The organism is Streptomyces roseirectus (assembly GCF_014489635.1).
Lineage (GTDB): Bacteria > Actinomycetota > Actinomycetes > Streptomycetales > Streptomycetaceae > Streptomyces > Streptomyces roseirectus.
Map to the genome: position 1 here is coordinate 4,884,262 of NZ_CP060828.1, position 23,073 is coordinate 4,907,334.

The 23,073-nt window shown below is 68.2% G+C and carries 26 protein-coding genes and 1 tRNA gene; 8 read left to right on the top strand and 19 right to left on the bottom strand.

The window, feature by feature from the left end:
- Nucleotides 1–103: 103 nt before the first annotated feature.
- A complete protein-coding gene (locus IAG44_RS20490; RefSeq protein WP_187748541.1) occupies nt 104–457 on the top strand; it encodes a peptidase inhibitor family I36 protein in 354 nt (117 codons plus the stop codon).
- 84 nt (nt 458–541) lie between these two features.
- Here IAG44_RS20490 and IAG44_RS20495 read toward each other — a convergent pair whose 3' ends face one another.
- From IAG44_RS20495 to IAG44_RS20570, 17 genes are all read right to left on the bottom strand, one after another.
- Entirely contained in the window at nt 542–721 is a 180-nt protein-coding gene (locus IAG44_RS20495; protein ID WP_187748542.1) for a hypothetical protein, read from the bottom strand.
- Between the two features lie 2 nt (nt 722–723).
- A complete protein-coding gene (locus tag IAG44_RS20500; RefSeq protein WP_246561934.1) occupies nt 724–1,377 on the bottom strand; it encodes a hypothetical protein in 654 nt (217 codons plus the stop codon).
- A 23-nt stretch (nt 1,378–1,400) separates the two neighbouring features.
- Complete coding sequence (locus tag IAG44_RS20505; protein ID WP_187748544.1) at nt 1,401–1,673, bottom strand: DUF6211 family protein; 273 nt, start codon at nt 1,671–1,673, stop codon at nt 1,401–1,403.
- Nucleotides 1,674–1,864: 191 nt separating this feature from the next.
- On the bottom strand, nt 1,865–2,458 hold the full coding sequence (locus tag IAG44_RS20510; protein WP_187748545.1) for a DUF6349 family protein: 594 nt from the start codon (nt 2,456–2,458) through the stop codon (nt 1,865–1,867).
- Nucleotides 2,455–2,856 carry a DUF6181 family protein gene (locus tag IAG44_RS20515; protein ID WP_187748546.1) on the bottom strand — a complete coding sequence of 134 codons (402 nt, stop codon included), beginning with the start codon at nt 2,854–2,856 and terminating at the stop codon, nt 2,455–2,457. Before IAG44_RS20515 ends, IAG44_RS20510 begins: the two co-directional genes overlap by 4 nt.
- Nucleotides 2,857–2,887: 31 nt before the next feature.
- Nucleotides 2,888–3,304, bottom strand: a complete 417-nt coding sequence (locus IAG44_RS20520; RefSeq protein ID WP_187748547.1) for a DUF6197 family protein — start codon at nt 3,302–3,304, stop codon at nt 2,888–2,890.
- Between the two features lie 53 nt (nt 3,305–3,357).
- A complete protein-coding gene (locus IAG44_RS20525) occupies nt 3,358–4,020 on the bottom strand; it encodes a hypothetical protein (RefSeq protein WP_187748548.1) in 663 nt (220 codons plus the stop codon).
- A 73-nt stretch (nt 4,021–4,093) separates the two neighbouring features.
- The gene (locus IAG44_RS20530; RefSeq protein ID WP_187748549.1) at nt 4,094–5,107 is read right to left on the bottom strand and encodes a DUF3560 domain-containing protein; all 1,014 of its coding nucleotides are present in this window, start codon (nt 5,105–5,107) and stop codon (nt 4,094–4,096) included.
- 312 nt (nt 5,108–5,419) lie between these two features.
- On the bottom strand, nt 5,420–5,836 hold the full coding sequence (locus IAG44_RS20535) for a DUF6409 family protein (protein WP_187748550.1): 417 nt from the start codon (nt 5,834–5,836) through the stop codon (nt 5,420–5,422).
- Nucleotides 5,837–5,954: 118 nt separating this feature from the next.
- Nucleotides 5,955–6,809 (bottom strand): hypothetical protein, encoded by an 855-nt coding sequence (locus IAG44_RS20540; RefSeq protein ID WP_187748551.1) that lies wholly within the window; start codon nt 6,807–6,809, stop codon nt 5,955–5,957.
- Between the two features lie 105 nt (nt 6,810–6,914).
- Nucleotides 6,915–7,412, bottom strand: coding sequence for a hypothetical protein (locus IAG44_RS20545; RefSeq protein ID WP_187748552.1), 498 nt, complete (start codon nt 7,410–7,412; stop codon nt 6,915–6,917).
- A gap of 537 nt (nt 7,413–7,949) precedes the next feature.
- A complete protein-coding gene (locus IAG44_RS20550; protein ID WP_187748553.1) occupies nt 7,950–8,516 on the bottom strand; it encodes a hypothetical protein in 567 nt (188 codons plus the stop codon).
- A 409-nt stretch (nt 8,517–8,925) separates the two neighbouring features.
- A complete protein-coding gene (locus IAG44_RS20555) occupies nt 8,926–10,164 on the bottom strand; it encodes a hypothetical protein (RefSeq protein ID WP_187748554.1) in 1,239 nt (412 codons plus the stop codon).
- Nucleotides 10,165–10,301: 137 nt separating this feature from the next.
- Entirely contained in the window at nt 10,302–10,724 is a 423-nt protein-coding gene (locus tag IAG44_RS20560) for a hypothetical protein (protein ID WP_187748555.1), read from the bottom strand.
- 67 nt (nt 10,725–10,791) lie between these two features.
- Nucleotides 10,792–12,558, bottom strand: coding sequence for a ParB N-terminal domain-containing protein (locus IAG44_RS20565; protein ID WP_187748556.1), 1,767 nt, complete (start codon nt 12,556–12,558; stop codon nt 10,792–10,794).
- Between the two features lie 104 nt (nt 12,559–12,662).
- Nucleotides 12,663–13,118: a DUF6197 family protein gene (locus IAG44_RS44780; protein ID WP_223006799.1), complete on the bottom strand. Its 456-nt coding sequence runs from the start codon at nt 13,116–13,118 to the stop codon at nt 12,663–12,665.
- A 297-nt stretch (nt 13,119–13,415) separates the two neighbouring features.
- Entirely contained in the window at nt 13,416–14,162 is a 747-nt protein-coding gene (locus IAG44_RS20570) for a DUF2786 domain-containing protein (protein WP_187748557.1), read from the bottom strand.
- A 708-nt stretch (nt 14,163–14,870) separates the two neighbouring features.
- On the opposite strand from IAG44_RS20570, the gene IAG44_RS20575 reads away from it, so the two are divergent.
- The 6 genes from IAG44_RS20575 (at nt 14,871) to IAG44_RS20600 (ending at nt 20,176) form a co-directional block, all read left to right on the top strand.
- Nucleotides 14,871–15,413, top strand: coding sequence for a hypothetical protein (locus IAG44_RS20575; RefSeq protein WP_187748558.1), 543 nt, complete (start codon nt 14,871–14,873; stop codon nt 15,411–15,413).
- Nucleotides 15,414–15,769: 356 nt separating this feature from the next.
- Nucleotides 15,770–16,141 (top strand): hypothetical protein, encoded by a 372-nt coding sequence (locus tag IAG44_RS20580; protein ID WP_187748559.1) that lies wholly within the window; start codon nt 15,770–15,772, stop codon nt 16,139–16,141.
- Entirely contained in the window at nt 16,131–16,766 is a 636-nt protein-coding gene (locus IAG44_RS20585) for an HNH endonuclease (RefSeq protein WP_246561935.1), read from the top strand. Before IAG44_RS20580 ends, IAG44_RS20585 begins: the two co-directional genes overlap by 11 nt.
- 43 nt (nt 16,767–16,809) lie before the next feature.
- Nucleotides 16,810–17,508, top strand: a complete 699-nt coding sequence (locus IAG44_RS20590) for a hypothetical protein (protein WP_187748560.1) — start codon at nt 16,810–16,812, stop codon at nt 17,506–17,508.
- Nucleotides 17,509–17,729: 221 nt separating this feature from the next.
- On the top strand, nt 17,730–18,719 hold the full coding sequence (locus tag IAG44_RS20595) for a hypothetical protein (RefSeq protein ID WP_187748561.1): 990 nt from the start codon (nt 17,730–17,732) through the stop codon (nt 18,717–18,719).
- Between the two features lie 2 nt (nt 18,720–18,721).
- Nucleotides 18,722–20,176, top strand: coding sequence for a DUF5131 family protein (locus IAG44_RS20600; RefSeq protein ID WP_187748562.1), 1,455 nt, complete (start codon nt 18,722–18,724; stop codon nt 20,174–20,176).
- Between the two features lie 40 nt (nt 20,177–20,216).
- Here IAG44_RS20600 and IAG44_RS20605 read toward each other — a convergent pair whose 3' ends face one another.
- Both IAG44_RS20605 and IAG44_RS20610 read right to left on the bottom strand, forming a co-directional pair.
- Nucleotides 20,217–22,067 (bottom strand): tyrosine-type recombinase/integrase, encoded by a 1,851-nt coding sequence (locus tag IAG44_RS20605; RefSeq protein WP_187748563.1) that lies wholly within the window; start codon nt 22,065–22,067, stop codon nt 20,217–20,219.
- A gap of 137 nt (nt 22,068–22,204) precedes the next feature.
- Nucleotides 22,205–22,277, bottom strand: a tRNA-Ala gene (locus IAG44_RS20610).
- 178 nt (nt 22,278–22,455) lie between these two features.
- Between IAG44_RS20610 and IAG44_RS20615 the strand changes: the two genes are divergently transcribed.
- A complete protein-coding gene (locus IAG44_RS20615; RefSeq protein ID WP_050371167.1) occupies nt 22,456–23,004 on the top strand; it encodes a helix-turn-helix domain-containing protein in 549 nt (182 codons plus the stop codon).
- The last annotated feature ends 69 nt before the right edge of the window (nt 23,005–23,073 follow it).

Below are 23,073 nucleotides of genomic sequence, written 5' to 3' on the forward strand. Positions count from 1 at the left end.
GGCGGCGAGCTAGTTGCCGGTCAGTTGCGTGCTGCTTGCGTGGTCAGCGACGTGCTGTCGCTGACACCGTTGGGGAGATTCCGGAAGTTCAAGGGAGGAACCCATGAAGAAAGCGATCGTGGCGTTGTCCGCCGTCGCCGTGGCGACACTCACGTGGACGACGCCGGCGTCCGCTGCGCCGCCCCCCGCCTTCGACTGCCCGGCCAACTACTCCTGCTACTGGACGGGGGCCAGCGGTGCGGGTTCCCAGTGGAACGCCCCCAGCTGCGGTGGCTGGACCTTCTCGGGAACGGTCTGGAACAACAACCTGGGATCGATACAGAACCGCGGCAACGGCACGGTTCATCTCTACGACACCACCAACTACACCGGCTACCTGGCGAGCATCGCGATCGGCGGAGCCGTCAACCTCGGCTCCCTGGGCGACCGGGTCGGCTCCATCCGCATCAACTGCTGAACTCACCCCGAACCCCTCCTCATGGCCCAGTGGGGCGGACCAGCAGGCCCGCCCTACCCAGCTTCCCGGCATGCTGCCTCAGAGTCAGCCCGCCCGGAGGGGCCAGTCGTCGAACGGGATCGGTGAGCGGCCGGTCGCTTCGCGGACCGCTTCGTCGGTCCCGCACGGCGTGCAGATCAGAACCTCGCGGTCTGCCGTCAGCCGGGAACGCGCAGGCCGTTCACCGAGCAGCCCGCCGCATCGCGGGCAGCGGTTCTCGGGCACGGTCACTCCTCGGGGTTCTCGCGAGCCGACTTCAGGATCAGGTGCCAGACGGTCCGGGAGGACTCCTTCTCCGACAGCTCCTGCAACTGCCCGATCAACTCGGCGTTCTTCGCCCCAGGGTTCTCCGCGAGCACCCGCCGGGCGAGAGCAAGCCGTTCATCTCCCTGGTAGGGGTACGCCAGCCCGCGGCGCCCCTTGGGCCGCCCGCCCGCGTGACCGCGACCCTTGCGGTCCGCGAGGTACTGCCAAAGCCTCCAGCGCTTCCACTTCGGACGCCGGCGGGTCGGGAGGATGTCCCAGTCGTCGGGTTCGGGCCAGCCCTCCGGGGGGTTCTTGACGTAGTGGGAGACGGTGGTGGAGTCGGCGAACCCGCAGATCTTCGCCGCTTCGGCGGGGCCGACCAGCTCTTCGGGGTCACCGTCGAGCTTCGGCGGATTCGTGGTACTCGCGGCGGCCCGCCGACGCTGAAGCTCGTGGTGCCACTTCGCCCAGGTGTCGCCGTCCCAGTGCATGACGCCGTCGAGGGTCGCGGTGACGGGCGGGTGCCCGTTGTTCTCGCGGTCGGTCCAGAGGTTCTGGAGCGTGGACTCGCTGATGTTGTGGACCTTGCGCAGGTCGGCTCGTGAGTAGAGCGTGCGGCCGGTATCGGGGGCCAACGTTGGTCTCCTGTTCGGGGTGGTCATGGAAGGTCGTCCGGGGCCGGCGTCCAGGTACGCGTGCCGGTCGGCTCAAGTCTGGTGAGGGTGGCGATCTCGTGCAGAGGAACGGCGGCGGCCCAGTCGGCGCGGCCGGGGTGGCCGACGGGAAGGTTGAGCACGAGGTGCCGGCCGGTCGGGGGGAAGTCCTCGACGATGACGAAGCTGTCGGTGTCGTCGGCGCTGATGCTGTTACCCCTCTTGAGCTGGGCAATGTCGCCTGGCTGGGGACAGTCGGGGTGGCGGTCGCGTAGCATGGTCGGGTCTTTCTGGTGAGAGACATCGACGGCCAGCGCCTTGTTGCCCTTGTGCGCTGGCCGTCATTTCGTTGTCCGGGTTGGTGCGATGCCCAGGCCGGCCGGAGGTTGCTCTGCTCCGTTGACAGCCGAGTAATTAAACCACCTTTGATGCGGCCAGGGCGGGGCTCTGGTTCGAGGGACGGCAACCATCAGAAGAGCGCCCCTTGGTCCGTCGGGGCCTCGGCTCGGCTCCTCGGCGGTCGGTCGACGCGGAGTTCGTAGCGCGGGCGCCGTGCGTGCGGCGGAGCGTGGGCTTCGCGGTGGTGGCGGTTCCAGACCACGAGCGGTGCGCCCTGGTCCACCCACCCCTCCGGGTACCGGGAGGTGAGCTGGACCCAACGGTGCCGGCTCTGCGGGATCTCCCACCTGTCCCTGACCCTGGTGATCGGCGGGAGCGTCCGCCACCCGGGGAACGCGTGGTCGTGAGCGTCCTCCACCGCGTCGTTGTCGCCGTCGCCGTATCCGTCGCCGCGGTGGACGGGGCCCTCCCAGTCACAGGCAAGGCATCCGCCCCGGAACTCCTGCTGCTCCCGGCGCCCGGACTGCCGGCTTCGGGTGAGGAGGGTGGGGGTGTGGTGCGCGGGTGGGTCCAGTTCGTGCCCGAGGTCGCAGTACGCGCCGCCGGGGTGTCCGGGCTGGATGTGCCACGTTCGCGGGGCGCTCTCTGCGGGAGCACGTGTACGTGCGTTGCGCACCCGCCAGTAGTACGTCTGTCGCGCTCGGGCCCCGGTCGGCTCGGTCACGGTTCCTCACTGCGGGTGGCGCGCAGGACCTCGCGAAGGGGATCGGCGAGGACGGCTTGTGCGTCCGGGGCATCGAGGAACCTCGGCCCGTACGCGCGGCGGATCGCGCGGCGGGCGTCCTGGTGGCGGTCGTGTTCAGGGTCGTACGACGACCTGTCCAGCACGTCATAGCCGTGCTGGGTGAGCGCGGCGGTTGTGAGGGAGCGGACCTCCACCGAGTTGAGGGTGCCGAAGTCAGTCTCCGCCGGGGCCGCGAGAAGCACGCGGACCAGTTCGGAGGCGCTGAGCCGGGGGTGGAGAGGTACGGCGATCCGGTGGACGCCGTCCCGGCTGGGGGTGGCCGCTCCTCGGCGGCTCGGTGTTCTGATGGTGCTGCGGAATTCTGTCGTCTCGTCCATCGTGCTGGCTTTCGGGAAACTTGGGTGCGGGTCAGAACAGGGCGCGGGCGGCGGTGCGGAACGCACGGGCGGCCTCCGTGGCGGTGCGGCCGGGCTCGGCGCTCCATCGGTCGATGACCTCGCGGTGCAGGGCTTTCGCGGCGGCGGGCTCGTCGGCAGTGACGGGGAGTCCGGTGAGGTGCTTGGCAAGCAGGGCGAATGCCTGGTCGCGGGCGCGGTGGATGCGGTCCCAGTCGTACGTCCGGCCAGCGGCCCCCCGTCCGTGTCCAGCGGCGACTTCGAGGGCTCCGCGCGGCCAGCACGGCAGGGTGGCAGTGCGGCCGGGGCCGGCGAAGAGGCGGGGGCCCTGGTGAATGCCGACGTGTTCGATGTGGCAGGCGGCCCATTCGAGGATTCCGGCCGGGGTGTCCGCGATGACGACGCTGTTGGGGCTGTAGTGGATCGGCATGGTGACGTCCGTTTCGGGGCCGGGGGCGGCAGCGCGCCGCCTCCGGGGTCGGTCTACTGCTGGTGGGCGGGGATGAGTTCGCGGACCCGGTCCTTGCCGAGGCACCCGCCCTCGTGGCGGTGGGCACTCGGCGGAGCGCCGTTGCGTCCTCGCAGGTGGCTCCGGAACTCCGGGCCCTCCCGCGGGCACAGTTCGCAGGAGAGGGACCAGTGGTTGTCGGAGCCCGGGAACCCGGTGAGTACCGCTCGCCAGCGGTGAGCCGCGAGTCCGGCGAACGCCGTCCGCGCGCTCTGGATGTTGCGGTCGGTGGCGGGCATCCGCGGGTGCAGCAGGGGGACTGGCCCGTGAAGTGGCTGGGGAGCTTCGGCGCGTACGTGGTCCAGGGGGACGGTGGTGATGCGTCCGGTGGCGTACTCCTGGGCGAGGTGGGCGGCGGCCAGCTCGATGCCGGGGACTCCGACGGGCGGGCGGCGGAGGTTGTGTTCTCCCGTGCTGGTGTCGACCCACCAGTCCCGGTGCCATCTGTGGGCGCGGCCGATGACGAGGTCGTCACCGATGATCACGGGGTACCGGCATTCGATGTCCGGGGTTCCGATGCGGTAGGGCAGGGTGGTCTGAAGGGGAGGGTGCTCGACGTCTTCGGGTGTGCGGTGGTTGTCCGGGTCTGCGTCGGTGTTGGTGACGGGCGCGGGTCGTTCGAGGAGTGGGGTGGTCATGGTGGTGCCCTGTTCTGGTGAGAGAGGGGTCCCGCACCGGCGGTGCTCGGCCGCCGGTGCGGGTAGACGGTCGTTACGCGGCGCCGGTCGTGGGCGTCTGCCGCATCTCGTCGGCGCTCTTGCGTCCCGAGACGTCGTCGTAGGGGACCGTCCAGGTCCACCCGTCGAGCCGGTTGTCCTCGGCTCGGACGACCGCTTGTCCGACGCCGTTGTGGATGTGCGGGATGGTCACCGACTTGGGGTTGACGCGCAGGACCTCGTACCAGGTGCCTCGGCAGCGCACGAAGTCACCGCGTTGGAAGTCGGCCTTCGACCAGACCTTGAAGCCCTTGGCCTCGGCGTCCTTGATGACCTGTTCCCAGTGCTCGATCTCCTCGGTCAGCTCCTGGTGCTCAGTCACCAGCTCCGGGTCCGCCGGGTTGCGGGGGTACCCCTTGGCGGACTCCCCGCGCTGCCACTTCTCGACCGCACGGAGGTCGGCCCGGAGCTTGTCGAGACGGCGGAGGGTGCGGCCGGGGTCCTTGCGGAACCGCTCGTAGTTGGCGGCGGCCCGCTCGCGGTCGCTCCAGTACTGGGCGCGGTCGTGCTCGCTGATGCTCTTGCGCATCGCGTTGTCGATCCGCTCCTGATCCCGTCGTGCGCGGCGCTCGGAGTGGTGGCCGACCAGGATCGGCTGGCCGAAGGGGATGCGGTCGGCTATCTCCCGGCCCGAGGCCCGTGCGGTCTCGGAGTTCCGGGCGGCGGTGCCCGCGTACCCGCCGAACCGCTCGGCTCGTTCCTGGGCTCGCTCTTCCCGGTCCTGCTCGGCCTCGCCGAAGCTCCTGCGGTCGGCGTTGTCGACGCTCAGCGTGACCTCGAAGCCGGCATCTCGGAGTCGCTGCGCGAGGAGTTCGAGGGAGGGGGTGTGGGTCGCATGGTCGCGGCTGTGCGGGAGGTACCAGCAACCGAGGTTCCTGCTCCAGCGGAAGGGCTGGCGGCCGGTCCTGCCGTACTCGCGGATTTTCAGGATCTCCGCTGTTCCATCGCCCCGTGCCGTGCCCTCGATCAGGGTCCCTTCCCGGCGGGTGTGCGTGATCTCGATAGTCACTGAACTGGTCTTTTCTGGTGAGGAGTTGGTCTGTCCGCAGGACGGACCTTGCATGGGAGACGGGCCGCACTACAGGCGCGGGCCGTGAGGGACGAGCGGGTCGCGGGCCGTCGCGCCCTGCGCGGCGGCAGGGGCTGCCGCGCCCCCGCGGGGCGCGTCCTTCACGGTCCGGTGCCCGTCGGCGGTCGACGGAGCGACCGGCGGCGGTGAACGCACCGGACCTGTCCTGCCGCCCCGAAGGGGTGTCCGCTCCGGTACTGAGGGCCTGCCGGTCCGGGGGTGTTGCCCTCCCCCGGACCGGTGGGACCGTGGTCAGCTGAGGTGGAGCGTGGGCCGCGAGGCGGGGTCGGCCAGCCCGGTCCGCTCGCGCCACGCGTGGCGGACGGCGGCGCGCAGTGCGTCCCCGTCGTCGTAGGCGAACCGACCCTGGCGCATGGTGCGGACGATGTCGCGGAACGCGTCCTGGTGCATCGTGGTCAGCGTGTCGTCGATCGGGGTCAGCTCGTGCGGGAACATCGCCTGGACGCTGTGACCGGGCTGCGGGGCACCGAGGGTGAAGTACCAGACGACCGCCATGGTGGCCCTGTCCGCGAACTCCGGCCCGCCGAAGGGGCAGACGACGACGGCGGGGAGGGTGTTGAACTGGCGGCCCCGGTGCCAGGGTCCGGCGAGTACGAGCGTCGCGGTGGGGAAGTCCCGGACGGTGGGGGCCTGCTGGGTGGTGAGCATGTCGTTTCCTGTCTGGTGAGAGGTTCCGCCGGGGCGGGTCGGCCCCGGCGGCGGTGTTGGTCGGGGGTGTTGCCCTCCCCCCCAACATGTTTAATTAAACCATATTCCCGGGTGAAGGTCAACCAGCGTGGGCAAGTTCGCGGTGGCGCTCGACAGCGGCGGCGATGGCGCGGCCGGTTTCGATGACGCGGACGGCGGACTCATGGATCGGGGGTTTCCTGTCCTGGGTGATGACGCCCGCGAGGGGCGGCATGACGGCCGGTCCGGGGGCGACTCCGAGGATCAGTGCGGCGACGTGAGCCGCTGAGGCGACCTCGGCCACATGCTGACCGGAGACAGGGGCGTCAGCCTCAGCGATGCGGCGCCACGCGTGGCCGTACAGCAGGATGCGGACGGCACCGTCGGGGGTCTCCTGGCCAAAGTTGAACCCTCCAGCCTGCTCGGGGTCCTCGCGGTACCAGTCCCGGTACTGCCCGACCAGGACATCCCGAACGACCTCAGGGGCGAGCTGAGTGGCGGCAGGCAACTCGTAAGCGTCGCCGTCGGTTTGGCTGATGTCGAACACCGGCCCGGCCTTGTAACCCGACACCCGCCGCTCCCCCCTCTCGGCAACATCGCCAACACCTTCCCCGCGTCCACCGTCGGCGGGGGCATCCTGCGCGCCTTCGGATCGGCGCGTAATGGGCGTCCATATGCGGATGGAGGTGGACCCCTTGGCCGGGAAGCGTCCAGCCTTCCGCCAGTCCCCGGAGCTGAGTACGCGGGTGGCGTGGGGACACTGGGCGGCGATCGCGATGGAGTTGACGGGGCTGCGGTCCGCCAGGGTTGCGGCCGTACGCATAACCGTGGCCCAGAACTCCTCACTGGTGACCATCGCGCCGTACGCGCGATCCATCACGGCTTCGAGTTCGCCGCGCATCCTGGCGCTGTAGGCGCGGCGCTCTTCATCGGTCATCTTCGGCTTGCGGGGCATTTCTCGGTTCTCCTGGTGAGAGGTTCCGCCGGGGCCGGTCGACCCCGGCGGAGTGCCAGTCGGGGGAGCACCCTCCCCCTTCCGGTATGTTTAATTAAACCATATTTATGCGTCGCGGGCAACCCTCGCCGCGGAATGGAAAGGGTTACGACGAACACGGAACGCCGTACCGTCGTCGGCGGTGACGCACTCACCTCGCGCCATATCCTCCAAGAATCCGCCGAGTTCGCCGGTGGCAAGGTCAGCGGCCTGCATTAGACGCGTCAGCGACGACCCGGCCTCGCGCGGCTCACCCCCCTCACCCACTCCAACCCACGCCTGATATCCGACCGGCAACACCTCCGCGACAAAGGCGCGGGTGCGCGGCGGAAGTGGCACGCCCTCGAAGAGGCCGAACCGCTCTATGCCGTAGTCCTCCACCGCCCGCTCGGCTGCGTAACGGCCACCGCCCGGATGGCCATCGACGTCGGCCAGGTGCAACAGGTCCACGATCAACGAGTGGACCGCATCCTTGGCCGAGCCGCAGTAGACCTCCCACACCTCCCGAGCACGGTCGGCACTCTCAGACGCGGTCGAGTCGTCGCTCGACACAGTGTTACCCATAGCCAGTCCTTCCAGTGAGAGACCCCGGACCGGTTCAACCCGGGGCGACTGGGGCGGCAACCCCTTCCGACATAATTAATTAAACCATGCTCTTTGGGTAGGGTCAAGCTCTACACTCGCTGACCTGCTCTTTTCTCACGGCCGGACCCGTACCCGCTCCGCCGGGCCCGGCCACAACGGGCCTCGGCGGGGTTCCCTCCTCGGTCGGACAGCTCCGCCGGACCAGGGTTCCGGGCGCGGTGTCCTGGCTCGCGAAGCGACCGCGTAGCGGCTCGGCCTGGACGCCGTGCCCGGGTTCCTGGTACGCCCCCCGGGTGTCAGGCCGAGGAGGGAACCCCGCCTTCCTCACCCGCACCACAACGCTCCCGCACCCGCCCAACCAGCCCTCTCCCCCTCCGAGAGAGGACCCGCCGGAGGCATAAGGTCTTTGCGCCGGCGCCCAGCATGACCGCAAGCGGGCAGATCGCTCTGGTGAGTGATGCGCGTGAGGTTCGCCTGCGCGGTCTCGCCAGGGCCGGGGCCACCGGGACGGGCAGTTCAGCGGTCAAGGACGGCGATTCCTGCTTCCAGTGCCTTCTGGGCGCCTGACCCGAGACTGCCCGGTTGGCCGATGCGGCCTAGAGCATCCCATTGTGCGGGGGTGACAACGGCGTCGACCTTGATGTTGTCCAGCGGGCCGAAGGAGCCGTCCGGCCGCTTACCGAACTCGGTGGTACGGCCCTGCCACATCCCGGCGAGCTGGTTGATCACCCGCTCGCGCCATTCGTAGGGCAGCGGACCGCCCTGCTCCGCCGCTGCCAAGGCGATGACCTCGGTGGCAGCTGAGGACGGCAAGGCGCCGAGGTCCCGAACGATGAGTGCAAGACGCTTCGCGAGTCCTTCCAAGGCAGTCGCGTAGTCCTCACCACTGCGGTAGAGCATGTCGTACACAGGGCGGCGAATCTCGTCGTTGACGCAGTCAGCAGCAATCTCCTCAATGGGCTTCTGCCGGACCGCAGCACCACGGCGGAGATGTTGCGCTGCTCGACCGCTCACGCGAATCGTGATGGTCAACTCCGCACGGTCAGCATCCGGATCGTCACTACGAGGCTGCGGGGTCTCCATGGAGGTGACCGTAGCGCCCGCAAGCAGTACAGAGGGGGCTTTTGCCCAATGCCAGACGGCAGAGAAGGAGGCGGAGTATGTCCCCGCCTCGACGGACAGGTGCCGCCTGAGGCCGCGCGAAGCGCGGCGGACAGCGCCGTCGTGTCCGGAGGACACGTCCTTCGGCCCGGCGTCCGGGCGGTGCGGGAGGGCCGTCTTCGGTCCGGACGTTCCGGCCGGCTGCGAGCCGGGCCAGGCTGAGCCGTCCCTCCGGGACGCCCTTCATGGGGTTCGGCGCGGCCCTCCGCGCACGCCGGGAAGGTCGGCCGGCGGCGGGCGCGCGGGACGCGGGCGGCTCGATGCCGTCCGGGTCCCGGCTACCCGCCGGGGGACCGGTCGGGCGGAGGGGGTACCCGCCCGACCGGCGCCGTTACGCGGCGACCAACTCGCGTTCCTCGGTGGCTTCGTGCTCGACGACGCGGCACCGGGTGAGTACGGTCTGCGCCACCTCGCCGTAGGTGCTGTGGTCCTTGACCGTGCCGGTCACCTCGACCTCGCCGCCCTGGTCGGGGACGTCGGCTGCGCTGCTGAACCAGACGTACACGTTCCCGCTCGCGTCCTGGAACTTCACCAGACGGCGGCGCTGGGCGTGGTAGCCGTAGTGGCGCTCCTCCAGCTCGATCACGGTCGTCACGGTGGCGGTGATGGTGATCCGCTCCCCCACCTTCCCCTGCGGCATCGAGCACTGAGCCGCGCGCTCCGCTGCGGCCTTCTCCTGGTCCCGGTGCCATCCGGCGATCGCGGAAACGAGCGTCGAAAGGTGCCGCTGGCCGACCGTCTGGCCCTTGGCCAACTGGGCAATCTTGTGGCGGTAGTCGTTGGTGCTGCCGTACCCCTGCACGGCCCACTCCCGTACGGCGGCGGCCGTGGCCTCGGCGCCGGGCTGGGCGTTGACGTCCGCGCGCCACGCCTCCGAAATCCTGCGGTTGAAGAAGTAGGCGGACACGCTGTCGGCGGTCGGCGTGACCGTCTTCCACGCCTCGGACCGTGCGTAGAACCGCCCTTCCATCTCCACGATGGCGGCGGCCACCCTGAGCACCCTGTCCACGGGCAACCGGATGTCGGCGGGGACTCCTTCCGTCCCCAACCCGTCCCAGTCGGAGTCCTTGATCTTCTCCAGCCTCCACAACGCCTGAAGTCCCTTGATCGGCAGACCGGTGTACGGCTCGACGCACGTCGTGCCCAACTGCCGGTACTCGCCGTTCTCGTGGCGGGCAAGGTAAGTGACGGTCCGGTCGCGCTCGGTCTTGCACCCGTGGCAGAAGTTCTCGATGACCCGCATCCCGCGCGCCTCTTCGGCAAGTTCGTCGGACAGACCGGGGAAGGTGCTGAGGATCGTCTCGCCCTCTTCGTCGTGGTCGAGTCGGGCGACGACCGTCCAACCGGCATGCCGGGGGATACCCCCGGTGAGGGTGACGGTCACGAAGTTCCGCTTGCCGATCAACCGGCCGTCGTAGTCCCGGTAGTCCGCGAGGAACGGCGCGGACATCTCAAGCAGGTAGGGCTTGAGGCCGTGGATCGCGGCGCGGGCGTTGGTGGCCGCGACAAGCTGACGCACGTGGCTCTCGGCCGTCTCCGGGACGTCGAAGCGCATGACAGAGCTGTTCATTGGAGGGGTGCTCCTGCTGGTGAGAGAGGAATCGGGCGCCCGGCCGGGCGGATTGCCCTCCGCGTGCGGCCGGGGTCGGACCGAGTGGTGGCCCGTGTGTCGGAGGGGGTGTTGCCCTCCCCCTCCGACACACTTAATTAAACCATACTTTCTGATCTGGGGCAAGCATCCCGTCCGGGGATCTCCAGTGCGGCGCGGTCGCGGAGAAACGCGGCGAACAGTGCGGCGGTGTAGCTGTCGGCGGTGCCGTAGGTGCGGCGGCAGTCCAGCGCTCCGACGCGCTCCCCTCGGTGGTGGACGGGGAACGACTGGCCGGGGTCAGGGATGACCAGCGCGTACAGCCCACGTGCGGTGTCCACGCGCAGAACAACGGCGGCGGCCTGGTGGTCGTAGGCGGCGGACCAGCGGACGGGACCGACACCGAACTCCGCGAGTCCGGCTGCGATGGCGCGGGCCTGCATGAGGTCGGCGGTGGTGCCGGAGTCGGGTTCAGCGGGGGCGGGGACGCATCCGCAACCGTGGTCGTCGGCGTGCGTCTCGAACAGAGCTGTACGGGTCACTGTGGGGCTCCTGGGGTGGCCGGGGGCGGGCAGACGTTCCCGCCCCCGGAGTCGGGCTGCTGGGAGTTCAGGCGGCGGCTTCGTCGTCGTTCGCCGGTTCCTCGGCTTCCTGCTCGCCGATCCCCTCGGCGGTGCCGCGCCCCTGCTCCGCTCCCTGCCCGTCGCCGGATGTGATCGCGGCGCGGGGCTTCTTCTTCGCCGGGTCGTACGGCTCGTCATCCACCACGGACTGCTCGATGGGCGTCAGCGGGTACCCCAGGGCTTCCAGCACCATGAACCAGCGGCCCGTGGGCTTCCGGATCCAGTCCGACCGCTGGCTGTCCGTCCGCCATGCCGTCCGGGACGCGCACTTCTCACGGACAGCGGCGAGCGCCGCGAACTGGAGCTGCGGTGCCCTGCGGGGGTCTTTCGCAACGTGCCCGGCGAACCCGCCCCGGTTCTTGCCCTGCTCGCTGTTCAGCCCCAGGAAGGCAGCCAGGATCTCGGTGGTCGGCTCCTTGTTCAAGTCATCGCAGATTCCCCAACTACCGTTAAGAAGCGCGTTGTTGACGTGCCCGATCAGGTCGTTCGTGATGTTCTTGGGCAGGTTGCGCCGCTTGATCAGGTCAGTGATCCACTTCCGGCGCAGAACCTCGGCGGCGTCCCAGTCAAGGTTCCCCTTCTTCACGGCGGCGCGGGCGGCGCGCTCGGCTTCCACCTCAGCGGCGGTCTTCGTGGTTCCACCGCCACTGGCGCTCACGGGTGCCTCGTGCCCGTACAGACCGGGGGCGGAGCAGTAGGGCTCGTAGCGGTCGCCCTGCCGCTCGTCGAACACCCACACCTGCCCCTTGCAGTCGGCGTGCTCCTCGGCGCTGATGCCGCGCAACCGCCATACGGCGACCGCGCGTTCGGACAGTTCCTCGGCGTCCCTGACCTTCTGCCCGGCCGCTTCCAACTCCGCCCGGTGGGCTTCGGCCTTGGTCCGCTTGTCCCGCTTGGTGCGCTCAATGGCAATGGCCCAGTCGACGTCGCTGGCGTCGGCGTCCTCCTCGGCGGCGGCCTCGGTGATCGCTTCGAGCGCCCCGGCGTCGTCGGCGAACTCAGCGAGCGCGGCCATGTGCTCGAACGTCCATGCGTAGCTGCTGGCGCCCGCGACGGCGGCCCTCAACTTCTCGTCGGAGCGGACCTTGACGACCGTCTTGACGTCCTTCTGCCGCACCCCTGCGGCTCGGGCGATACGGCCGACCTGCGCGCCCGCCTCGGCCGCGCTGAACATGGCCTGGTTCATCTCCGACGGCGTCAGGCTCTTGCGGTGCTGCGCGGTCGTGATCATGTCGAGGAACTGTCCGGCGGCGTCGCGGTCATCGTCGTCCCACTCGTACGGCAGGTGCGTAAGCCCCGCGTCCTTCGAGCCGTGGAATCGGCGGTTACCGTCGTTGACTTGGAGTACTCCGCCGTCAAGTCGCTGAATCTTGACGGGAATTCGGCATCCTTCGGCCCGAAGGGACTCCACGAACGCCGCGTTGATGTCCAAGTCTTCACGGGCGTTCGCCGGGTGCGGGGTGAGAGCGTCGATGCGGATCACCGGGCGGGGCGTGACCGGCACGGCCTCCAGCCCTGCGGCGACGGCAGCGGCGAAGCGCTGGAATCCGTCGACGATCTGCGGCACGTCGCCGTGGGTCCGGACTACGTAGAGGGGTTCCTTGACGCCGTTCTCGGTCACGTCGGCCAGCAGATCGGCCGGTGTCTCGATGTCTCGGAGGTTGCCGGGGTGCGCGGCGAGTTCGGCGACGGCGAGGGTCGACCACGGAGCAGAGGTCGCCTCGGAGCCGGCTCGGTTCTTGACGTTGAGCATCGCTTCTTCTCTTCCTGGTGAGTTCTGGTGGGCCGTCCGGCCCGGCGGGGTGTCGGGAGGGGGTGTTGCCCTCCCCCTCCCGACACAATTAATTAAACCATATTCTACGGAGTAGGGCAACCTGAGATGCCGTGATCGACGTCACACAAGCACCGGGCTGCGGCAGCACGGATCATCACGGCGGCCTCGTCGGTGGTTCGCTCGGGGGCATCTCCCCAACACCACAACACAGTGCGCCGGTAGGCGTTTTCAGTGAGTCGCAGTTTCCTCCACCGAACGCTCGGAACGGCGCGGCCGTTGATGTGATCGCTGAGTATCGTCAGGGAATCGGCAAGGGCCTGGTGGAAGACGTCCCACGGTTCGCCGCGCGCAGACCAGCGGGGTCGGGCGGCGCGGACTCCTCGCTCCCATGCGTGCGGCACCGTGCAGGGCGCCGAGTCACCCATCCGTCCGGGCTGCCAGAGGTGGTCACCCTGATAGAGGCCGACTCGTTCGATGTGGGCGGCGGCGGTGGTGGTGAGGATGCGGGCGGACGTTGCGGGGCGGCGATGTGCGGACATGCAGTGACCTCCTGGGGCTTCGATCGGCACTCAGGCCAAGATCGTCAGATCGTCAGGGTGCTGTGGACATCGGGCGTAGTACCTCGCCCCGACAGTGCTGGACGGCCACTGACGTCGGACAACGCGGGTCAAGTCCTCGGCGGCCCCGCAGATCTCGCACGACAGCCACGCCCTACCGGCTTGCATCTGGTCGTTGTCGTATCTCCAGCGAGCCAGGGGGCGATTCCTCAAAGACATCAGATTCCCTTCCAACAGGCTGGGGACGACGGCGCCCGCCGCCCCCAGCAGAGTTGACCTCTAGGCCGCGAGCGCTCCGGCGGTCGCGGCACCCACGCGGCGGGTTCCGCCGATGTCGGCCCGGTCTCCAGCAGCAGCCCCGGCGCCGTACCCGTTGCCGCTGTACGACCCCCGTTGCGTCCGCACGCTCGGGTTCTCGGCCTTGAAGGCGGCTTGGACCATGGCGTCACGGGCGGCCAGTACAAGTTCACCGCTGCGCCCGGCGGCCGACGTCTCCGCACCGGCAGCGGCGCGGGCGGCCTCCTCGGTCGCCTTGAGACGGTCGGTGACCCGCACGATGAACCCGATCTGCCACGAGTTCCGCCACGCCCGCGCGCTCCGCACTCCGTACGGGACAACCTGTGCGTTGAGTCCGTTGAACATCTGGAGAAGGAGCGAGGCGTAAAGGATCTCGGCGCGCTGCACGTCGGACTCGTAACCGACGATCTTGACGCGCCGCACCCCAGCTCCCCGCGCGCCGATGTGGATGGGCTGGCACCCGACGGCTTCCGCGATGAAGTACATGAGGCGGGCGCGCGGCATGGACCACGGGTTGGGCAGGTCGACGTGCCGAGTGACGATCGCGTCCCGCGACGGCTGCCCGTCGCTCAACAGGGCTTCGTCGACGCCGTACTTGGCCATCATCTCCATCGCCCGCGTACGGGCAAGCTCGGCTTCCGCCTCGGGGGTCGCGGAGTCCTCGGCCTTGGCGAGTAGCGCCTTGATCGTGGCCAACTTGGGGTTCGCGCCCGCTTGGGAAGTACCCATGAATCTGCTCCTGGTGAGAGTGCGTGACCGAGGCCGACTAACCTCGGGGCGTCAGGCGGGGTGTTGCCCTCCCCTCCCGACATGTCTAATTAAACCATATTCTAGATGCTCGCGCAACCCCTGACCTGCGGTTTCCCCTCCGGCCTCGGCTGATGCCTCAGCCACAACGGGCCTGCGGTGGGGTTCCCTCCTCGGTTGGACGGCACTGCCTCGCGTGCCGTGGTGCAGGGGTGCGAGGTGGAGCGCCCGGAAGCTGGGACTTTGTGAGGAACGAAGAAAGTCCCAGACCCGGACGTACGACCTCGCACCCCTGCGGCGCGGTGCGCTTCGCTGGGACGACCGACCGAGGAGGGAACCCCACCGCCACCCCACCCCGACCACGACGTCGGGCCAGCCGAACGACTCACCCCCTCCCCCTCCGAGAGCGGACCCGCCGGAGGCATTTCTTTTGAGCCGCAGCAACCCACCCAGGTATTCAACAGGCCGCCCGTGAGAGGACCTTGCTCCCGCCGACGGCCCGCTCCAACGCCGCACCACCGCTCGTGAAGCCTCACGCCCTCCTCGCGCTCTCGATGCCGGCTTCCTTGGGCGACGCGTTCCACGATCGGTCGATCACGATCGAAGCCAGATGATCGAGGATGGACTGCGATAGGTCCTTGACCGCAATCGCTGGCTGCGGCTCCGACACGCGCGGTCTAATACGCGGTGATGGACGCGAGCGTGGTGGGACTGGTAGGCGCGGCGGTCGGCGCGCTGGGCGCTGCGGCAGGTGGCTGGGTTTCAGTGCTCGGTCAAGGGCGCCAGCAGCAACGGCAGTTGCAGGCCGACCGGGAGCATCGGCGCGAAGCCGCCCGTCGGGAGGCATACGGCGAGTGCATCGCGAGCACGAAACTGCTGTCGAATGCGTGGTGGCGGTTTTCCGACATCGTCTGGAACGAGCAGTCCACGCCGGATGAGTGGCGGGCTGCCTTCGCCGAGGTGCACGAGGCGTGGACCCAGTTCAGCACGGCGGTCGCGGTCGTTGCCGTCGCTGGGCCGGTAGCCGCTGCGGAGGCAGCCGAGGAACTACGCGTGGCCATGTACGAATGGGAGAAGGCGGGGATGGACTGGTTCGCGGCGGCCCAGCGGGAAGGGCACGGCCGACTCGATGAGTACGCCGAGCGTTTTCAGCAGTCGTGGCAGGCGAAGCGCGCTCCGGACCGCGCCTTCCAGCAAGCCGCGCGAAGGGCTCTGGGAACAGAGGAGCCATAACCAATCCGCCCAAGCAGGAGGCGGATATGCAGGGCCACACGGTGATCGCGTTGACGATGACGGCAGTCGACGAACTGCCCTGGCTGCACCGCTTCTTGTGGATGTCGTTCCGATACGGCTTCGAAAGACACTGAGCGCCCGTTCGGCTCCGTGTGAGCTCTTCCCGGTGCAGTGTCTACGGTCCGCACCGTGAGCAGCTACTTCGATCAGCCCGCTACGGGCATCGCCGAAGCCTCAGCAGGCTCGCCGCAAGGACAACATCCTTCGCTGGAAGGCGATTTGTGATCAGAACACAGGAAGACGCCGTAACGACCGCCGAGCTACGGCGACGGGTACGAGCTGTAGAAACCCTCCAGATGAAGACCCGCGAATTGGCTGCCCAGAGTGTCCTGACCGCCCGAAGAGCCGCTGCGGAAGCGGCAGTTGCCAAGGAAGCGGCCGACCGTAAGGCGCGTGAGTCCACTGCGGCAGTCTTGCGCCTGTACGACCAGGACTCGGAGCTGGTGGCCGAACTCCTCGGCGTACCCGCCGAAGAACTCGAACGGGACGCGAAGGCGGTCACTGCCGCTCGCGCCAAGGAGGTCATAGAGGCACTACGTGCTCGCGCCGGCCGCCCACGCACCCACCGCTCACGATCGGGAAACTCCACCGCCTCCCAACACCCCTTCCAGGAAACCGCTGTTGTGGAGATCAGCGACCCGAACAGCACCCAAGCCGATGTCGGATGATCAGCTTCCCGGCCTCTTCCCGCTCTCCACCATGCCCGCTCACGCCGCACCTCCTGAGGGTGGTCCCGAACAGCTCGCGCTGATCGGGACCCCGTCCCCGGTGCGCATCCCCGCCGTCGAGTGGTCAGCCTGGCTGTCCGACGAGTCGACACGGACCCGGTACTGGACAAAGGTGCACCGCACCGCGTCGGATGCGGACTGCTGGTTCTTCTTCGGCGCGATCTCCAGCACGGGCCACGCGAGCTTCCGCGCGGCCTCCCTCCCCGGCCCGACCCGGCGGGGCACCGTCCCCGGCCACCTCTACGGCTACCAGCTCGCCCACGGCGTGATTCCCCGCCTGGGCTGGGACAACGACAGCCCCACCGTCTGCCACACCTGCGACAACCACTCCTGCCAACAGCCCGCTCACCTCCGCCTCGGCACCCCCGCGGAGAACCGCACCGAATGGCTGACCCGCCGCCGCAACCCCGCCAGCCCTCTGGCAGACCTTCGCGGCCCCGCCGGCCGCTCCCGCGCCATCGGCGCCGCGATCCGCATCGGTCTCGCCCTCAAGGAACCCGAGGCGGAGATCGCCCACCGCATCCACACCGCGGCCACGGCCGGCAAGCCGCTGAGCCTCTGGTGACCTCCTGTCCGTCCCTTCGCGCCTCCCCTCGGAGAAGACCAACGTGCCCGCTGCTCCCCGACACCGCGCCCTGGCCTACATACTCGACGACCGCTGGTTCGTCGTGGTCGTGTCCCCGGCCAAGCCGAACAGCACCTACAACACGGAACCGCCGCCCCTTCGCACCCTCGCCCACCGCGAACTCGGCCCCGCGCACCTGCCGTTCCCCGCCGCCTCCGCCGGTCACCGCCTGGTGGAGGCCGGCTATCTCATAGACCCGACCGAGCGGTTCAAGCCGGACACCATCAACGGCTGGTCGAAGGGCAACCTCCCGGACCAGTGGCAGACCGTCTGCCACCCCATCACCGACGAACCCGCCCTGCCCGCCCTCGACAACGACAACGTGCCGGAGAGATCCGCCGCCCAGCTCGCCGCCGACGCCGCAGCCGCGATCCGAAGCATCAACCATGCCCTTTCCACCCCGACGACCCTCCCCTACCCACCACACGTCAGCGAAGTCGCCCAGCCGCTCACGCAGGTGATCGACCGCCTCCCCGAAACCCTCGACCACCTGTCCACCGCGATCCGCCACCACCTGGTCAAGGGCCTGATCCGCATGGATGACGCCACTTCCCCGGACGGCGCGACCGGCGAGGCGCTGAAGCACCTCGGCGAAGCACGCAACGGCGCACGAACCCTGTCGGACAGCCTCCACAAGGCCGCCGCGATCCTCTTCCACATGGGCACGGAGACCGCGATGTGATGTCCCAACCGTCCAGTCTTGAAGGGGATTTACAAGGCTCTTACGCCGCCCCTTCAAGACTTGGCCAACTTCACGAGATTCACCAAAGCCCCACATACACCATCGGACAAATATTCTCAACTCGGTTGGTTTTACTACGAGTTATAGCAGTACGGTCTCTCCCCCCGGACGGTCGCGGTCGTACGCAGGACGCGGGAACGTCCCGGAAGGAGATCCGCAGAGTGGGGAAACGGCTCGATGTCGGTCAAAGTGACTGGCGTACGCCCGCCAAGCACAGCGTGCTGAACAATCTGATCGGCGAGGAAGTAGGGGCATCACCCCACCTGTTCAAGCCTCCGCGCCGACTCGTTTGGTTCGACCTGACCGCAGGCGATGCGGCTGCGGGACAGAACGGGGAGTACTGGAACCGGAGTTGTTCCCCTGGAATCCTTGCTTACCAGGCGACCCGCTCGGAACTTCCCGTCGAGATCTACCTCTACGAGATCAACCCTGAGACCTTCATCCGGCTCGTGGCCAACCTCGGTCACCAGCTTCCGAAGCTCGGTTACTCACCGGACGGCGACAATTGCTGGCGCTCCCCTCGCGCCGTGTTGCACGCCATCAACGGTGACGGCAGGGATGCATCCATCCGGCACTTGCGATCAGGTGATGCGGTTTTCGCCATCAATGATCCCAACGCTGTTACGGGCTGGGCCATGCGATCGAAGTTCTCGCACGAGGTGATCGGACGCGGTGTGAGGCTCTATCGAAGTCTGACCACGATGGGGTGCAACGCCACCGGGCTGAAGCGCGGCAAGAAGGCCCGGCCCACACGAATCGAGTGCTTCGATCGGCTGGCCGCCGTCCAAGGAACGCTTCCCTCGTCTCGCGACCTCTGTCTCGCTGCGGCGAACGACGACGCGCAGTGGTCCTACTTGATCGAAACCTCGGACAAGTGGCGCGGCAAGACGGAATCGAACGTCCGGCGGGCGTTCAAAAAGCAAGGGCACGAGGTCACGATCACCTGGTACCGAGTCAACAGCGCTCAGTTCCAGGACGAACTCTTCCGCCACTTCCTCACCAAAGCCGAACTGAAGGGCATCCGAGGCAAGGAACAGCACTGGTTGGCCGCGACCATGGAACAGCGGCTCCAGATGATCAACGCCTTCGAGGACGCACCTCCGCCTCCCCCTCCGGCCGAGCAGATGGCGTTCTGGGAAGACGAGGACTGAACGTGGCGAATACGCTCGGCCCTTACCAGATCCACCCCTTCGCCGACGTCTTCCCTCTCATCCAGGACGACGAGTTCGAGGACCTGGTCAGGGATATCAAGGCTCATGGGCTTCATGATCCGATCTTGCTCAATCACGACCGGACAGTTCTGGTCGACGGACGTAACCGGTACCTCGCCTGCGAGGCCGCCGGCATTCCCCTGAGGTTCGAGACCTTGTCGGCGGACTACTCCGAGTCCATGATCCTCGACTTGATCGTCTCAAAGAACGTCACTCGCCGACAGTTGACTGCTGGACAGAAGGCGTTTCTAGCACTTGAGTACGAGAAAGCATTTTCGGAAGAAGCCAAGGAACGGCAACGCGAGGTTGCCCGGCGGGTAGCGGATCAAGTAAACGGTCAGGTCACAGGCTCGACGTTTGTCGCCGATCGGCGACAAACGTCCGAACAGGCAGCCGAACAGAAATCCAGCGCGAAGGCAGCACGCACCGTCGGGGCTTCCCCACGCGCCGTTCAACGCGCCAAGGCCGTAGCGACCTTCGCCCCTGAGCTAGTGGACAAGGTCCGCTCCGGCGAGATGGCCCTCGACCAGGCAGAGAAGCAGGCCCGTCAGCGGATGCGCGCCCTGCCTGAAGCCTCGCCGACCGAGAAGCCCAGCCCGGTCATGCTGACGCTCCGCACTCATAACGGCCAAGAGGTGCAGTACCCGAAGCCCGCAGGCAAGCCCACGTTCAACAATACCGATGGGGAGGGCATCTCCTGGGCACGCTGGTCCTGGAACCCTGTCACGGGCTGTCTCCACGGGTGCTCGTACTGCTACGCCAGGGAAATCACCTTCCGCTTCCCTCAGGTCAACCCAGCCGGCTTCACCCCTCTGTTTCACCACGAGCGCCTATCCGCACCGGCGAACACTCGAATCCCCGAGATCCACCGTGACGACCCGACCTGGCACCGAGTCTTCGTCTGCTCCATGGCGGACCTCTACGGCCGCTGGGTGCCCGACGAGTGGATTCTCGAAGTCCACTCCGTGATGGCAGCCAACCCCCTTTGGGAGTACCTGCTCCTCACTAAGTTCCCTGCGCGCTACACGAAGCTGGACCTCCCGCCCAGCGCCTGGGTGGGCACCAGCATCGATGAACAGAAGCGCGTACGCATCGCGGAGGATGCCTTCCGGGAGATCGACGGAGTGAAGGTCAAGTGGCTCTCCATCGAACCCCTCCGCGAGCCCCTGGTCTTCAACGACCTGTCGATGTTCGACTGGGTGGTCATCGGCGCGCAGACCGAGACGAACCAAGGAGTGGGAGCGGACTACAAGCTGGTACCGGCCTTCGCTCCAGATTTCGAATGGGTTGTGGATCTTGTCGCCCAGGCCAGGGAGTCAGGGTGCCGGGTCCATCTGAAGCCGAACCTGGTGAACGGGAAACCCGGAATGAAACTCCCCGACGAGTACCCCGTCTGATGGGTGGCCCGGCTCCAACGTCCGGGCCACCCACGACAGCTCACGAGGCCGGGCCTCCAGAACCTCGTTCCAGGTCCTGCGAGCACATCTTGAGCACTTCCGCCCGCGCCACCAACGACGACGCCGCAACGGCTTCCTCGCTGACTCCGCGCACCTGCGTCTCGATCGTCCCGCGAGGCCGCCGCTCGATCCGGTACTCAGCCGCCTTCGCGGTGTAGCTGTCGCCCTCGAACTCCCACGTCCACCGCCCCGTCGCGGGGAACGGAGTGAACGCCTGCGAGCCGTCCGCGTTGTACGACGCCATGATGTAGTGGACGAACTGCCGGTCCGGAACCCGCGTCCACACAGACCCGCCGCCGTCCCACCGAGGACGCTCCTCGGGCCCGGCCGCTCCCCGGCGGGCGACCTTCTCCTCCGGCCAGCCGCCAACACGCAGCGCCTCCAGTTCCCCGGCATGGTCGTCGTTCCACTGGTCCGCGACCTGCTGCGCGTGGTCCCGTTCGGCGAAGGGGACTTCGCGGCCGTCGAGCGTGACGACGAAGACAGGCCCCTCCGGGACCGACGGCGCATCGTCGTCGCTCTCCCAAGCGGGCGGCACAGCCCCTTCGCGGGGCGGCAGCGGCGGAAGCCAGGCCCCCGCGCCGACGAGTCCGGTCTGCGCGAGGAACCCCGGCAGCGGCGCGGTGGGGTCCATGGCCCATGCGACGGCGGCCATGACCTCGTCGTCGAGGGCGTCCAGGAGATGCCCGTAGCGATCCACGGTCGTCGTGATGGACTCGTGCCCCAGCCGGGCCTGGATCGCGGGCAGCGGCACCCTGGCGGCGATCAGCCACGCGGCGTGGGAGTGGCGCAGGTCGTGAATCCGGGGCCGTTTGATCAGCCCGAACTTCTCGGCCGCCAGCTCGATCGCGGGAACCCACCGCAGCCGCCGGAACGTCCCCGCGTCCCACCGACCGCCCTCCGGCCCGGTGAACAGCAGCGCGTCCGGCGCCTTCCCCTTCGCCCGCCGCCGCAGCATCGCGTCGAGCTTCCAGGTGATCACGATGGTGCGCCGGCTCCTCTTCGTCTTCGGCGCCCCGAGATACGGCTTCCCGTCCTCGTCCCGCTTCCACGCCCGCTGCACCCGCAGAGCAGGCCGCCCATTACGACGGCGCAGATCCCGCGGCTGAAGCGCGGTCGCCTCACCCCACCGCGCCCCCGTCTCCGCGAGCGTGTCAGCAAGGTCCTTCGCGTCCTCGGCCATGCACTCGTGGATCCACCGGTACTCCTCCCGTTCGAGGAAGACCATCTCCTCCTCGACCTGCTCCCCGTCGAGACGGGGAAGCCGCGTAAAAGCACACGGGTTCGTCGCCCGAAGTTGCGGCTCGGCGTCCACGGCGGCCTGGAGGATCGTGTGCAGCAACCCGTGCTGGTTGCCGACCGTCTTCGGCTTGTACTTCGTACGGGGCTTGTGGTCCGGCGGGTCGAGCGGTGCGGCCTTCCCCTCCGCCAGGTCATTGACCCACCGCTGGACCATCTCCCGGCTGATCCCGCCCTCACCGTCGCGCACGGAGTAGTTCTTGAACCAGGGCGACATGTTCTGCTTGACCAGCCGCCGGTACTTCGCCCGCGTGTCCCCCTGGACGCCCGTCAACAAGCTGATCTGCTTCATGGCAAACGGCTCGAACATCTCCTCCGCCGACCGCAGATCGGCGACGAACCCCTGCCCCCGTATCCACCCCGGCGGCCACTGCTGCCCGAACCCGTTGACGAGGTCCTTGAACTTCTTGGCGGCCTCAGGGTCGCTGAAGATCTCGGATTCGTACTTGCCCGTCCGGGCCGCGCCTGCCCGCCAGCGGACGAGGTAGGAGGTCTCCCCGTCCGTCCGCTCACGCTCCACGATGTGTGCCATGCGGCGGACGCTAGGGAGGGCACCGGGAAGAACTCACACGAGCACGTGCAGGTGCCGTGCACACATGGTGCACACACAGCCAAGCAGAAGACCCTCTCTGCCCCGCGTTTCCGCAGGTCAGAGAGGGTCCAAAGATGTGGAGCCTAGGGGAGTCGAACCCCTGACATCCGCCATGCAAAGACGGCGCTCTACCAACTGAGCTAAGGCCCCGGACAACCCCCACCAGCGCTTACGCACCGGCGGACGTCGGGAACCAGAGTACCGGTTCCCCCGGGTGATCCCGCAAAAAGATTGGGGGTCCCCGCGAACGACCACGCTCCGTAAGATGCTCGGACGTGGTTCGCTACAGCGAACCGCGGTTTTCTGGGGAAGCGATGGGGAGACGCGCATGGATGCCGCACAACAGGAAGCGACCGCGAGAGCGCGGGAGCTTCAGCGGAACTGGTACGGAGAGCCGCTGGGGGCGCTCTTCCGTAAGCTCATCGACGATCTTGGCCTCAACCAGGCTCGTCTGGCAGGGGTGTTGGGCCTGTCCGCACCGATGCTGTCCCAGCTGATGAGCGGTCAGCGGGCGAAGATCGGCAACCCGGCGGTCGTGCAGCGCGTGCAGTTGCTGCAGGACCTCGCCGCCCAGGTCGCCGACGGCAGCGTCAGCGCCGCCGAGGCGACGCAGCGGATGGACGAGATCAAGCGGTCGCAGGGAGGTTCGGTGCTCAGCAACACCACGCAGACGACGGGCAGTTCAGGTGCCCCCACCGTCAAGCGCGTGGTCCGCGAGATCCAGTCCCTGCTGCGCTCGGTCGCCGCCGCCGGCGACATCATCGACGCGGCGGACACCCTCGCCCCGACCCACCCGGAACTGGCAGAGTTCCTTCGGGTCTACGGCGCCGGCCGCACCTCGGACGCGGTCACGCACTACCAGTCCCACCAGAACTGACCCCGACGCCCGCCCGCCGAAGGGGGTTCGGCGCACGGACGACGGGATCAGCACGGCGCAACCAGCCGT

What these genes read in the sequence shown, in the direction of transcription:
- IAG44_RS20615 (WP_050371167.1), top strand. Translation starts at nt 22,456, where the DNA reads ATGGATGCCGCACAACAGGAAGCGACCGCGAGAGCGCGGGAGCTTCAG.
- IAG44_RS20545 (WP_187748552.1), bottom strand. Translation starts at nt 7,412, where the DNA reads ATGGGTAACACTGTGTCGAGCGACGACTCGACCGCGTCTGAGAGTGCC.
- IAG44_RS20605 (WP_187748563.1), bottom strand. Translation starts at nt 22,067, where the DNA reads ATGGCACACATCGTGGAGCGTGAGCGGACGGACGGGGAGACCTCCTAC.
- IAG44_RS20505 (WP_187748544.1), bottom strand. Translation starts at nt 1,673, where the DNA reads ATGCTACGCGACCGCCACCCCGACTGTCCCCAGCCAGGCGACATTGCC.
- IAG44_RS20570 (WP_187748557.1), bottom strand. Translation starts at nt 14,162, where the DNA reads ATGGGTACTTCCCAAGCGGGCGCGAACCCCAAGTTGGCCACGATCAAG.
- IAG44_RS20535 (WP_187748550.1), bottom strand. Translation starts at nt 5,836, where the DNA reads ATGCTCACCACCCAGCAGGCCCCCACCGTCCGGGACTTCCCCACCGCG.
- IAG44_RS20565 (WP_187748556.1), bottom strand. Translation starts at nt 12,558, where the DNA reads ATGCTCAACGTCAAGAACCGAGCCGGCTCCGAGGCGACCTCTGCTCCG.
- IAG44_RS20585 (WP_246561935.1), top strand. Translation starts at nt 16,131, where the DNA reads ATGTCGGATGATCAGCTTCCCGGCCTCTTCCCGCTCTCCACCATGCCC.
- IAG44_RS20490 (WP_187748541.1), top strand. Translation starts at nt 104, where the DNA reads ATGAAGAAAGCGATCGTGGCGTTGTCCGCCGTCGCCGTGGCGACACTC.
- IAG44_RS20580 (WP_187748559.1), top strand. Translation starts at nt 15,770, where the DNA reads ATGAAGACCCGCGAATTGGCTGCCCAGAGTGTCCTGACCGCCCGAAGA.
- IAG44_RS20550 (WP_187748553.1), bottom strand. Translation starts at nt 8,516, where the DNA reads ATGGAGACCCCGCAGCCTCGTAGTGACGATCCGGATGCTGACCGTGCG.
- IAG44_RS20555 (WP_187748554.1), bottom strand. Translation starts at nt 10,164, where the DNA reads ATGAACAGCTCTGTCATGCGCTTCGACGTCCCGGAGACGGCCGAGAGC.
- IAG44_RS20525 (WP_187748548.1), bottom strand. Translation starts at nt 4,020, where the DNA reads ATGACCACCCCACTCCTCGAACGACCCGCGCCCGTCACCAACACCGAC.
- IAG44_RS20520 (WP_187748547.1), bottom strand. Translation starts at nt 3,304, where the DNA reads ATGCCGATCCACTACAGCCCCAACAGCGTCGTCATCGCGGACACCCCG.
- IAG44_RS20575 (WP_187748558.1), top strand. Translation starts at nt 14,871, where the DNA reads ATGGACGCGAGCGTGGTGGGACTGGTAGGCGCGGCGGTCGGCGCGCTG.
- IAG44_RS20540 (WP_187748551.1), bottom strand. Translation starts at nt 6,809, where the DNA reads ATGCCCCGCAAGCCGAAGATGACCGATGAAGAGCGCCGCGCCTACAGC.
- IAG44_RS44780 (WP_223006799.1), bottom strand. Translation starts at nt 13,118, where the DNA reads ATGTCCGCACATCGCCGCCCCGCAACGTCCGCCCGCATCCTCACCACC.
- IAG44_RS20515 (WP_187748546.1), bottom strand. Translation starts at nt 2,856, where the DNA reads ATGGACGAGACGACAGAATTCCGCAGCACCATCAGAACACCGAGCCGC.